The sequence below is a fragment of the Micromonospora eburnea genome, from assembly GCF_900090225.1.
Taxonomy (GTDB): Bacteria; Actinomycetota; Actinomycetes; order Mycobacteriales; family Micromonosporaceae; genus Micromonospora; species Micromonospora eburnea.
This window is the reverse complement of the sequence record NZ_FMHY01000002.1, coordinates 4,819,881-4,832,112: the sequence shown is the minus strand read 5'-3', so window position 1 is coordinate 4,832,112 and position 12,232 is coordinate 4,819,881. Positions and strand designations below refer to the sequence as shown.

10 protein-coding genes are annotated in these 12,232 nt (G+C 69.2%); 5 read left to right on the top strand and 5 right to left on the bottom strand.

Features of this window, described 5'->3' with window-relative positions; all coding sequences use genetic code 11:
• Positions 1–26 precede the first annotated feature (26 nt).
• The 5 genes from GA0070604_RS20890 to GA0070604_RS20870 all read left to right on the top strand — a co-directional run bounded on the left by GA0070604_RS20890 (position 27) and on the right by GA0070604_RS20870 (position 7,431).
• Positions 27–2,330 (top strand): lantibiotic dehydratase, encoded by a 2,304-nt coding sequence (locus tag GA0070604_RS20890; protein ID WP_167363542.1) that lies wholly within the window; start codon positions 27–29, stop codon positions 2,328–2,330.
• A complete protein-coding gene (locus GA0070604_RS20885; protein WP_279615702.1) occupies positions 2,308–2,766 on the top strand; it encodes a phosphopantetheine-binding protein in 459 nt (152 codons plus the stop codon). The genes GA0070604_RS20890 and GA0070604_RS20885 overlap by 23 nt, the downstream gene beginning before the upstream one ends.
• A complete protein-coding gene (locus GA0070604_RS20880) occupies positions 2,763–5,519 on the top strand; it encodes a non-ribosomal peptide synthetase (protein WP_091121029.1) in 2,757 nt (918 codons plus the stop codon). Before GA0070604_RS20885 ends, GA0070604_RS20880 begins: the two co-directional genes overlap by 4 nt.
• A 131-nt stretch (positions 5,520–5,650) precedes the next feature.
• Positions 5,651–6,334 (top strand): hypothetical protein, encoded by a 684-nt coding sequence (locus GA0070604_RS20875; RefSeq protein WP_141721366.1) that lies wholly within the window; start codon positions 5,651–5,653, stop codon positions 6,332–6,334.
• Positions 6,335–6,390: 56 nt separating this feature from the next.
• Complete coding sequence (locus GA0070604_RS20870; protein ID WP_091121022.1) at positions 6,391–7,431, top strand: Gfo/Idh/MocA family protein; 1,041 nt, start codon at positions 6,391–6,393, stop codon at positions 7,429–7,431.
• Here GA0070604_RS20870 and GA0070604_RS20865 read toward each other — a convergent pair.
• From GA0070604_RS20865 to GA0070604_RS20845, 5 genes are all read right to left on the bottom strand, one after another.
• Positions 7,403–8,248: an inositol monophosphatase family protein gene (locus tag GA0070604_RS20865; RefSeq protein WP_208602141.1), complete on the bottom strand. Its 846-nt coding sequence runs from the start codon at positions 8,246–8,248 to the stop codon at positions 7,403–7,405. The two genes, GA0070604_RS20870 and GA0070604_RS20865, sit on opposite strands and share 29 nt — an antisense overlap.
• Positions 8,249–8,269: 21 nt before the next feature.
• On the bottom strand, positions 8,270–9,616 hold the full coding sequence (locus GA0070604_RS20860; RefSeq protein ID WP_091121015.1) for a condensation domain-containing protein: 1,347 nt from the start codon (positions 9,614–9,616) through the stop codon (positions 8,270–8,272).
• Between the two features lie 93 nt (positions 9,617–9,709).
• Complete coding sequence (locus tag GA0070604_RS20855; RefSeq protein WP_167363541.1) at positions 9,710–10,462, bottom strand: ABC transporter permease; 753 nt, start codon at positions 10,460–10,462, stop codon at positions 9,710–9,712.
• A gap of 19 nt (positions 10,463–10,481) precedes the next feature.
• A complete protein-coding gene (locus GA0070604_RS20850) occupies positions 10,482–11,267 on the bottom strand; it encodes an ABC transporter permease (protein ID WP_091121007.1) in 786 nt (261 codons plus the stop codon).
• The gene (locus GA0070604_RS20845) at positions 11,260–12,222 is read right to left on the bottom strand and encodes an ABC transporter ATP-binding protein (protein ID WP_091121003.1); all 963 of its coding nucleotides are present in this window, start codon (positions 12,220–12,222) and stop codon (positions 11,260–11,262) included. The genes GA0070604_RS20850 and GA0070604_RS20845 overlap by 8 nt, the downstream gene beginning before the upstream one ends.
• Positions 12,223–12,232: the final 10 nt, after the last annotated feature.

The following is a 12,232-nucleotide window of genomic DNA, read 5'->3' as shown; positions in this document are numbered from 1 at the left end:
GCGACTGGTCGATCTGGAATCAGTCGGTGTTGCGCAGCGCCGGTTTCCCGGTGTCCGGAGCGAACCGCCTCAGCGACCCGGAGCTCGCGTCGGCGGCCGACCTGGCCGTGGCCGGGAAGACCAGCCGGGACGAGTTCCAGGCGGCCTATGAGCGAGCGGCCGGCCGGCTGTCGGAGCAGATCCGCCTCATCGCCCGCGATCCCGCGTTCCGGGAGGCGGTGGCGTGGCAGAACCGTGCGCTCATCGCCAACTGTGTCGACAAGGCCGCCGCCGGGGAGCCGCGGAACGTCCGGGGCCGCAACCACGAGTCGACGATCGCCAGCTACTGGCAGCGCTACTGCGTCAAGAACGACACGGTCGGGTTCTTCGGCCCGGTCGGCTGGACACACTGGTCGGCCGGCGACGCGGCTGTCCGGGTCGCCTCCGGCCCCCGGCTCCTCGCTCGGCGTACCACCTACCTGGAGGTGTGGGCGGTGGACGCGGTGGCCCGGGCGTTGGAGCAGGAGCCGGAGCTGCTGCCGTGGTTGCCGCCCCGCCGGGTCAACTCGTTCGACCTCGTCGGCCGGACGCTGCATCGGACCAATCGGCCACCGGTGATGCTGACCGAACCAGAGGCGGAACTGATCGGTCTCTGCGACGGCGTCCGGACGGCCCGGGAGATCACCGATGAGATCCTCTGGTCGGGCTTTCCCGAGCTGCCCACCGAGGAGGCGGTCTTCGACCTGCTGGTCGACCTGCGGGAACGGGGGCTGCTGCACCTGGGCCTGGAGGTGTCGGTGAGTGCGTACCCCGAGCGGGAGCTGATCGACCGGCTCGGCCGGGTGGGCGACCCGGCGGTCCGGGAGGCGGTTCTGGGCCGGCTGAGCCGCCTTCTGGAGGCCCGTGACGCGGTGACGGCGGCGGCCGGCGACGAAGCCGCGCTCGTGGCCGCGCTGGACCACGCCGCGGAGGTGTTCGAGGACCTCGCCAAGGTGGACGCGGTCCGGCGGCCGGGGCAGACCTATGCCGGCCGTACCATCATGTACGAGGACACCGTCCGTGACGTGGAGGTCCACTTCGGGGCCCCACTCGTCGACGCACTGGCTCCGCCGCTCACTCTGCTGTTGCAGAGCGCCCGGTGGTTCGTCGCCGAGGCGGCACGCGAGTACCGGAAGGTCTTCGACGAGGCGTACGAGCGGGTCCGCGCGCGGTCCGGGGATGCTCCGGCCTCCCTGGCGGCGGTGGTCGCGGCCGCCACCCCTCACCTGTTCTTCTCCCTCCGGGAGCTGCCGGGGCCGGTGGCGAGGGTCGTCGAGGAGTTCCAGCGACGGTGGCAGGAGATCCTACGACCGCCCGTCGGGGTACGCCACCACGCCGTACGCGCAGAGGAAATAGCGGACCGGGTGGCCGAGGTCTTCGCCGCCCCGGAGCCGGCCTGGGCGGCTGCCGTCCACCACGCGCCGGACCTCATGATCGCTGCCAGGGGGCCGGAGGCCATGGCCCGCGGCGACTACCTGCTCGTTCTCGGCGAGTTGCATCTCGCCTCGAACACCGTCGAGAGCCGCCTCTTCGTCGAACAGCACGAGGACCCGACCTGGCTGCTCCGGGCGGACGAGGCGGACCACGGCGACCGGCGGGTGTACCTCTCCTCCCCGAAGCACTGGCAGGCGGTGAACTCGCGGACCTACCCGCCGTCGGCCTTGATGTCGCCCCGGTACACCTACTGGAGCCTGCATCCCGATGCCGGCGGCACACCCGCCGAACCCCTGCCGGCGGCACGCCTGGTGGTGGAGCGTACGGATGGCGAACTCGTGGTTAGGACCCGCGACGGAAACCGCCGGCTCGATCTCCTCGAAGTGGTGGGGGAGTTGCTGTCGGCGGCCGTCGTAAACGGCTTCCGCCCGTTGCCACCGGCCGCGCACCGGCCACGAGTCACGATCGACCGGCTGGTCCTGGCTCGTGAGTCGTGGTCCATCGACGCCACCGAGATCAGCTGGGCGTCGATCAAGAAGGAGGCGGACCGGTACTTGGCCGCTCGCGCCTGGCTCACCGAGCAGGGCCTTCCCGAACGCGCGTTCTACAAGGTGCCGGTCGAGGACAAGCCGCTCTTCGTCGACTTTTCGAGTCTCGTCCTGGTCAATCTGTTCGCCAAGGCGGTACGGCGGACGGCCGAGGCGCCGCAGACGCGGTTCACCGTCACGGAGATGCTGCCCGACGTCGACCAGACCTGGCTCACCGGTCCCGACGGGGCGGGCTACACGGCGGAGGTGCGGATCGTCGCGGTGGACCCCGCCGCCGGCGTCGCGCGGCGCGACAGCCCCGCTCCACGTGGCCGTCCCGACATCCATTGACCACCGCACCGGAAGGAAGAGACACGTGCTCGAACAGGAGCTGATCAGCTACCTGCGTCAGCTGCTGCCTGAATACATGGTTCCGTCGGCGATCGTCGTACTGGAGGCCCTGCCGCAGACGCCCAACCACAAGGTGGACGTCAACGCGTTGCCCGAGGTCACGGTCGAGCTCGATATGGACGGCGCACCAGGCGACGACCTGGAACGGGACCTGGCCGGCTTTTGGGGGCAGATTCTTCACCGGGACGAGGTCGGCGTCCACAACGACTTCTTCCAGCTCGGCGGCAATTCACTGCAGGCCATGCGGGTGATCGCACACATCCGAAAGACGTACGGGGTCGGGGTTCCGGCCCAGCACGTGTTCGAGCAGCCGACAGTAGCGGCGCTCGCGGCACGCGTGCGCGATGCCGTAGCCGTGGGGGAGGGGAAGGCATGACGTCGAACACCGACCTGTCGTTCGGGCAGGAGCGAATCTGGCTGCTGGAGCAGCTGCTGCCCGGCACGGTGACGCATCACCTCGCCGCGGCGTACGAGATCCGGGGTCCGCTCGACCCGGTGGTGCTCGACCGCGCAGCCCGCGCCGTCGTGGGGCGGCACGAGCCACTGCGTACCACCTTCCACGAACAGGACGGCCGGCCCTTCGGCCGGGTGCACGAGGTGTCGCCGCCGGTGCTGCGGACGGTGCCGGTGGCCTCTTTCGACGACTGGGCGAGCGTGGCCGAGGCGGAGATCCAGAAGCGATTCGACATCTCCGAGTTGCCGCTGGTGCGGCTGACCCTGATCGCGATCGCCGACGACCATCACGTGCTCATGGTGGTCATGCATCACATCATCTCCGACGGGGCGAGCATGGGTGAGTTCTTCGACGAGCTCTCAAAGGCCTACGCCGCCTTCCGCAGCGGAGGTGATTGGCGGCCGGCCGAACTGCCCATCACCTACCGGCGGCACGTCGAGCAGGAGCGGGCCGCCGCGGCTGACGGCTCCTGGGCTCCGGATCTCGCCTATTGGCGGGAGCGCCTTCAGGGCGCCCCGTCGCTGTTCGCCATGCCCGGTGCCGGACAACGCCCGAGCCGCCCGACCTTGTCCTCGTACGAGGCGCACGCGTCGCTGACCGCCGACGACAGCGCCGCGTTGCAGGCGTTCGCCCGCAGGCATCGGGTCTCCCCGGCGATGGTGCTGTCCGCCGCCTGGGTGGCCACCCTGGCCCGGCACAGCGGTGAGCGGGACATTGTGGTGGGAACGTCCGTCTCCGGACGGGACCGTGCCGAGCTCAAGGGCCTGATCGGTCTCTTCATGGACGTGGTGGCGCTGCGCGTGCAGCTGCCCGCGGGAACAACCTTCGGTGACCTCGTCACCACGGTGCGGGGCGAGACCTTGACGGCGCTGTCGCATCGGCGTCCCCCGTTCGCCAAGGTGGTGGCGGAGCTCGGCGGTGAGCGAAGCCTCGCCTACAACCCGATCTACCAGGTTCTGTTCAACAACGCCTCGCGATCGATCCAAGCGTTCGCCGACGTCCCGGAGCTGAGCTGCCGGCGGTTGCCGGCGACCACCGGCACCATCCAGACGGATCTCGAACTGGTCGTGGTCAGCGGCGCCGACGAGGACTCGTCGACCCGGATGACGCTGGTGGCCAGCACGGACATCTACCAGAAGGACAGCGCCGAGCTTCTGCTGGAGCACACGGTCAGCCTGCTCCGGCACGGTCTGGCCGAGCCCGATACGCCGGTGGAACAGCTCAGCCTGGTGACCGAGGAGCAACGCCGCCAACTGGCTGACATGTGCGCGCCCGCGCGGACCCCGCTGCCTCCCGTGCGAAGCGTCCTCGGCCTGGTGCTCGACGTGATCGACCGGTATCGGGACGTGCCTGCCGTGCGCAGCGGCCAGCGCGTGCTCACCTACGGGCAGCTCAGCCGGCACGCGGGCCGGCTCGCCGAGCGGCTGGCGCGTCACGGGGTGGCTGCCGGCGGTGTGGTCGCCATCCATCTCGACCGGTCCGCCGAGGCCCTGATCGCGATGCTCGCGAGCTGGCAGCTCGGCGCTGCCTACCTGCCGGTCGACCCGACGTATCCCCGCCGCAGGGTCGATTTCGTCCTGCGTGATGCCAGAGCGCAGGTGATCGTCACCGGGCCGGACACGCCGGCGGACCGGTTCGCCGCGCTCGACGCGCCGGTGGTGGTGATGGACGAGGACGACGACGCCGCAGACGGACCGCCGCTGAAGGCCCGGAGCGAGGGGAGCGGGGAGGACTCGGCCTACGTCATCTACACCTCCGGTTCCACGGGCACGCCCAAGGGCGTCAACGTGCCGCATCGCGCCGTGGTGAACTTCCTGAACTCGATGGCGAAGCTTCCCGGTGTGACCCGCGACGACGTGATGCTCTCGCTGACCAGCCCCTCCTTCGACATCTCGGTGCTGGAGCTGTTCCTGCCCCTCACGGTCGGCGCGCGCATCGTGATCGCCTCGACCGAGGAGGCACGCGATCCACAGCGTCTGCTCGACCTGATCAGGGACGAGCGGATCACCGTCATGCAGGCGACCCCGGTGACCTGGGGCGGCATCCTGGCGCTCGCCCCGGATGACCTCCGCCTGCGCCTGGCGCTGTGCGGTGGGGAGGCACTCTCCCGTCCGCTGGCCAACGCCCTGTGCCGGGTGGCCACCGAGGTCTGGAACATGTACGGCCCGACCGAGACGACCGTGTGGTCGCTGATCGCCGAGGTACGCCCGGAAGCGGACGACGTGGCTGTACCCATCGGCCGCCCGATCCACAACACCTCGGCCTGGGTGCTCGACGCGAGCCGCGGTGTCCTGCCGGCCGGCGTCGTCGGCGAGCTGTACCTCGGTGGAACCGGCCTGGCACTGGGGTATCGCGGCCGCCCGGGCCTCACTGACGAGCGTTTCGTGAGCGGACCCCCGGAGACCGGCGGGGAACGCCTCTATCGGACGGGCGACCTGGTCCGGCTGCGCGCGGACGGCTCCTTCGAATTCCTCGGCCGGGCTGACTCACAGGTCAAGATCCGGGGCCACCGGATCGAGGTCGACGAGATCGCCACCCTGCTGCGCCGGCACCCGAAGGTGAAGCAGGCCGTGGTCGTGGCGAGGGATGACGGATCGGGCGACCGCCGGCTGATGGCCTACGTGGTCCCCGCCGGTGTGCGTGAACCGGCTCAACCGACGAACGGATCGAGATGACGATGCGGACCAACTGGCGGGTTCTTGCTCCGGGGCCGAGCGACCGTGCCCTGCTCGCAGTGGACTTCGGACCGGGCCGCCGGGAGGCGGGTTTCTCCACTCTCGTCGCCAATCTGGCGCCGGACGCAGTCGTGTGGCAGCCGGTGTTCATGCCCCAGACCGATGATCCGGTCGAAGGCACCGACCCCGACGTGTGCGTCCGCGGGTGGCTGGACGACCTGCGAGACGCGGGCCTGGAGGTCTGCGGGGTGCTCGGCTACTGCGCTGGCGCCGCTCTCGCCCTGCGCGCGGCAGAGCTGGTCAAGGAGAGCGGTCAGGGGGATCCGGCGCTCATCCTGTTCGACCCCGCCCGGGTCGACAGCGAGGTGATCCAGGAACTCTTCGTCACCTCCGCGGAGGGCTATGCGGAACTGCTCCCACCGGAGCGGATCGAAGCCGCCGTGTCGGCCGCAGCCTCGATCACCGACTCCCTCGGGGAGGACATCGGCCGGCGGCCCGCCGGGACACTCACGGACGCGATGCGCGAGCTGCAGCACGTGTACGACGGTGTCGTGCGCGACGCATGCGCAGCTCTCGGGGCCGATGAAGAGGTGGGGAAGGGCTTCTCCGAACGGTTTGCCGCCTTCCTGAGCTATCTGATCACCGCTGGGCGGGCCGGAGCATACCCGGCGGACAGCGGCAAACCCATGATCGTCGTGTCCCAGAACCACGTGCCCGAGGGGTTCGGCGTGGCGAGTCATCGCGTTCCCGTGCCCCGTGCGGAACTGCTCGCCGACCCGGCGACCGCCCGGCTCGTCGCGGAGGTCGTGCGGTGAGCAGCCACACCACCCCGAGCAGAACAACAGACGAACAGAGTGAGGAGACAAGAGGCATGCGAGGAGCCCTCATCGGATTCGGATTCATCGCCATGGGCCACATGGCCGGCTACGAGCAGCTCGACGCGCTGCAGATTGTCGCGGCGGTGGACGTGTCACCCGAACGCCGGGCCGCAGCCGAGGCCGCCGGGCTGCATGCCTACGAGAGCTTCGCGGATCTCGTGGCCAACGAGGATCTCGACTTCGTAGACGTCTGTACGCCGCCGAGCACACATGGGCACTACAGCTCGCTAGGCCTCGCGCACGACCTGCACGTGCTGTGTGAGAAGCCGGTTTTCATGCCGGCGGAGGCGGGATTCAAGGAGCTCGTCGAGGACATCTGGCGCAGCGACCGGGTCTTCTACCCGTGCCACGTCTACAAGTTCGCCCCGATCCTGGAAGCGGTCAAGGAAATCACCCGGGCGCCCGGCTTCGGTGACGTGCTCAACGCCTCCTTCCGGACCCTGCGTCGTGGGCACGCGGTCGGCGTGCAGGAATGGCGGCCGCACTGGCGGCGTGAGCGGGAGATCTCCGGTGGCGGGATCCTGCGCGATCACGGGCCGCACAGCATCTACCTCGCCATGGACATGACCGGCCGGACGCCGACGGCGGTCTCATGCCTCATGGGCCGGCTTCAGGAAAACCAGTACGCGGACACGGAGGACACCGCGCTGATGCGCATGCGCTGCGACGACGGTGCGGAGATCGACCTGACCGTCTCCTGGGGCGCCGACCACCGGAGCACGACCTACACGATCGCGGGCGCGTCCGGATTCGTCAGCGTGGACGGAGACAACCTGACCTACACGATCGAGGGGCGGACCTCCCGTTCCGTCATCACGTCCGGCTTCGACGACCCGTCCCACAAGAGCTGGTTCGTTCACATGCTCCGCGACTTCGTGCGGTGCGTGGAGGAGCCGGGACGTCAGGACGCGATCATGCGGGAGGCGTTGCTGACCGCGTTCGTGATGGAGGCGGCCTACACCTCGGCGGAGCGCGGCGGCGCCTGGATCGACGTCGAGGTGCCGGTCACCACCCGCCAGCCGGATCGGGTCTGAGCCGCTCGGCACAGAGATCGCGTATCGCGTCCACCAGGGGTGCCGAGCCGGCGATGACGAGCTCGTCGCCCGGCCGGCCGGGAACCCGACCGCTGATCGCCGCGCCTGCTTCCGCGGCGATCAGCGTGCCGGCCGCGCGATCCCATAACCGGGTGTCGCATTCGTAGTAGACGTCGAGGTGTCCGGCCGCCACCGCACACAGATCCAGGGCGGCCGAACCGCTGCTGCGGATGTCCATCACGCGCTTGGCGACGTCACCGAGCAGGGACGCCTGCTGTGCCCGGAGTGCCAGGTCGTGGCCGAAGCCGGTACCGACCAGCGCGTGGCTGAGCCGTTTCTGCCGGGACGCGGTGATCGGCCGCCCGTCACACCACGCGCCGTGACCACGGACGGCCGCGTACGTCCGGCTGGTCGCCGGCTCGTACACCACCCCGGCGACCGATTCGCCCTCGATCTCGGCGGCGATCGAAACGGCGAACGCCGACGTGCCGCGCAGGAAGTTGAGCGTGCCATCCAGCGGGTCGATCACCCAGCGAATCCCGGAGCTGCCGGCTCGCTCGCCTCCTTCCTCTCCCAGGATGCCGTCATCCGGCCGTGCCGCGAGCAGCGTCTCGACGATGAGCCGTTCGCTCGCCCGGTCCAGCTCACTCACCACGTCACCAGGTGACGACTTGATGTCGACGGAGTGCGGTGCCGCCCGCCCTCCGGCGAGCGTCCTCCCCGCCTCGGAAGCGGCCGCCATGGCGAGGTCAAGCAGTTCCGAGGCGCTCATGGGCTTTCTCCGGTGAGGCGTTGTGGTGGTGAGCCGGCCGGGCACGTACTTCGACTCCCGGTGGACCTAGAACAGCGTGCCGACCGGTGCGAGCGGATCGTTGACGCACCGCTCCAGGAGGCCGGTGAAGGCGCGATTGAGATCGTCGATCGCCGGTGCGGTGTACACGTCGGCCGGGTAGAGGAGGTGGTAGGACAGTTGGTCCTCGCTGGTCGAGGCGAAGACGGAGAGCAGCTCTTCATGCCGCAGGGTGATCGGTACGTCGACCGGATCGACGGTCAGGTCGCCCACCGCCCGCCGCCCGCCCGTCCAGCCCGCCGGAGCGAGATCGAAGAAGAGACAGGGGCGTAGGAAGAGGCGGCCCGCCGTCTCCGGCGCCAGCTCCTTCAGGACCTCGTACAACGGAACCTGGCCGAGCCGGTAGGTCTCCATCACGGCCGAGCGCACCTGCCGGTTGAGATCACGGAACGACGCCGACGTGTCGAACCGGACGCGCACGGTCGCCTGCGTGGTCAGATTGCACACCGCGTTGATGTGGCTTTCCTCGGTTCGGCGGCTGATCGGGATCATCACCCCCATGTCGCTCGAGCCCCCGCAGGCGTGCACGGCACCCAGATAGGCCGTGAGCAGGGCGACGAACGGCGTCATCCGCGTGTCCCGGCAGTAGGCGGTGAACTTCTTGTAGTCGTCACCGCTCACCGTCCCGGCCACGTGCTTGGGGGTGAAGCGGTCGTTTGTGTCGCGCAGCCGGCCATTGATGTCGGCCAGCGGCAGGACCCCCGGGCCCTCCAGAACCTCGGCGAAGCGGGCGATCGACTGCCGCGGCACCGGATCGTTGCGCAGCCAGTCGTCCTCCCAGCGCAGGTAGGCGCGGTAGTCGAACCGAGTCGTCGGGAGCGGGGAAGGCTCGCCTCGCTCCGCGGCCGCGTACAGCTGCCACAGTTCATCGACGAGGGTCTCCAGCGATGCGCCGTCCGCCACCATGTGGTCGAGCGCGAGCCCGAGGATGTGGTCCTCCTCGCCGAGGCGAACCAGCACCGTGCTGAGCATCAGGCCGCCGGCCGGGTCGAGGTTGCGGCTCAGGTACTCACCCGCGCTCCGTAGGCCCGCCTCGACGCGGCCCTCCTCCGGAAGGTGCCGCAGATCCTGTTCGGCGAGCACCGCCTCGCGGGGCTCCTGTACGACCTGGTAGTCCGAGTCGAAACCATCCGGGAAGGCGGTGCGAAGCGCCTCGTGTCGCTCCACCAGGGCGGTGAGAGCGGCCTTCAGCGTGTCGACGTCCAGCGCGCCGCGCAGCCGGAATCCGCCGCCGAAGTTCCGGACGAACTCGCCGAGGCCCTGTCCCTCGGTCCACGCGGCGTAGGCCAGCCGGTCTCGCTGCTCCGACAGAAGTGGCAGTCGTTCTTGAGTCATGATTTTCGGGTATCCCCTCAACGGTTACAGATCGCCCGCGTCGGCATGACGATCCGTTCCTTGCGCCTCGGCTCCGGGTCGGAACCGGAGCGATCACGAAAAGCTGTCGAAGCCGTGCCGGTGGGCACGGCGAACCTGAATGGCGACGACCGCCCAGGCCAGCAGGCCCCAAGCCACCCCGACCACGATCTCGGCCACTACGCCACCGAGCCACGGGCGGCCTTCCAGGCCGTCCCGTACGGCTTGCAGCCCGTGTCGGATGGGCAGCACGCTTCCGATCCAGTCGACCCAGGTCACCTGCCCGCTGGGCAGGAACACCCCGCTGGCGAGCAGTATGAGGTAAGCCAGCAGGTTGCCGACGAGTACGTTGGCCCGTTTACCGACGGCCAGCGCGGCGCAGGCGAGGCCGGCGGCGGTGGTCGTCACCGACATGAGGAAGAAGAGCGGGAGCCAGGGAACCAGGTCCAGGACGAGTGCGGTCTGGCCGGTCAGCGGACCGACCACCACCATCGCGCTGAGGATGAACACCAGGCCGAGAACCGGGTAGGGCAGCGTCCGCATGAGGAAGACCAGGATCGGCTTCAGCTGCCCGGTACGCAGCCGGAAGAAGGTGCCGAACCATTTGTCGACCAGTGGTACGTCGATGACGGCGACGGCGCCGGAGAGCGTCACCGAGCCCGCCAGCGCGCCGACGAAGGTGTACGCCTTGGCGTCGTCACCACCGATGACGCCACCGAGCACGGTGAAGAAGAGCGCCTGCAGGATGGCTCGTGGCACCAGTGCCGACCAGATGACCCAGTCCGGGTTCGCCTCACGGAACTCGACGACCCCCAGGCGGGCCGTCAAGCCGAGGCGCCATGCGGTGTCAGACAAGCTCAAGAGTTCCGCCCCTTCGTGCGTGATCCACCAGGCGGTTGAAGGTCCACACCGCGGCGACGAAGTAGCCGACCGTCAGTCCCACCATGATCAGGTAGGCGTTCACGTCTGTGTGGCCGAGCGCGGCACCGGTCAGGAACTCCTGTGCCCAGTGGAGGCTGATCAGCTTCGAGACGAACTGCAGCGGGCCGGGTAGAACGTCTGCCGGGATCAGCATGCCGCCGAGGAGGAAGATCGGGTACATCAGGGCACTGGACAAATGCATGCCGTACGGGGTCACCAGGAACAGGCACGACATCAGCATGCCCAGCGCGGTGCCGGAGGCCACGACGGTGACGAGACCGAGGAGCAGGAGTTCCGGCTGTTTCAGCTGGACGGGTGCGCCGATCAGCACGACTGTCACGCCCGCCGCGACGAGGATGCCCAGGACCGTCCGCACGGTCGCGCCCAGGCACTTTCCGAGCAGAACGAGGAAGCCGGGATGCACGCTCGCCACGTTGGCGGCCAGCGTGCCGAGCTCCTGTTCCCGGTGCAGGATGCCGCCCGCCATCCAGACGGTCGATGCCCACAGCGAGGTGAGGATGACAGCCACCGCCAGCTGGGTGGCCCGGTCGGCTCCGAGTTCCGCGGAGTCGAAACCCATGGTGATCATGAGGAAGACGGCGGGCTGGACCACGCCGATGATGAGCGCGAGCGGGTGCCCTGCCAGTTCCCGGGCCTGCATGCGGCTGCAGTCCCACAGGAGCCACAGGGTCGCCGTGAGCCGGTCACCCATTGGCGGAGAGCTTGCTGTCCATGAGCGCGTACGCGTCCTCAAGCCGTAGCGGCTGCACCTCGACGTCGAGGATGTTGCCGGAACTCAGCAGACGGCTGAGCTGACCGAAGGATTCCGCACCCCAGCCCGCCACGCGGAGCCGCGCGGTCCACGTCACGGAGTCCTCGACGACTTCGTCCACGGCCACGCCGGGCAGTCCGCCGGAGAGTTCCTGCGGTGCCGATCCCCGGCCCCGTACCACCACGGTCGCCGTGTACCCGGCGGTGCGGGCGAACTCCGCCACGCTCATGTTCCCGGCGACCCGGCCCTTGGACAGGATCACGACCCGGTCGGCGAGCCGTTCGACATCGAGCAGATAGTGACTCGTGAGCAGGATCGTCACGCCGACGGCACGCAGGTCGGCGATCGCGACGCGCAGACGTTCGGCCTCGATGGGATCCAGGCCCACGGTGGGTTCGTCGAGCAGCAGCAATCGGGGCGTACTGACCATACCGATGGCCAGGTGCAAGCGCTGCCGCATGCCCTTGGAGTAGGTCTCGACCGCGCGGTCCGCGGCCTCGCTGAGTCCGGACTTCTCCAGAGCCTCGTCGGCCCGCGCCGCGAGTCCCCGTCGCGGTACGCCATGCAACATGGCGAAGAAAATCAGGTTCTGCCGGCCGCTGAGGCGGTCGTAGAGGCCCCGTTCGCCGCCGAAGACGGCCACCGTGTTCTTTCGTACGGCGGCCGTGTCCCGGACCACGTCGGAGCCGAAGACCCGGACGGTGCCCTCCGTGGGCAGCAGGAGGGTGCCAATGATCCGGGTCAGGGTCGTCTTGCCCGCTCCGTTGGAGCCGAGCAGTCCGACAATCTCGCCCTCGTCGATGTTGAAGCTGACATCGTGCAGCGCGGCGACCCGTCCTCTGCGGCCGCGGTACGTCTGACTGACGTTGATGATCTCGACGGCTGGTCCGTCCATAGGGGATCTC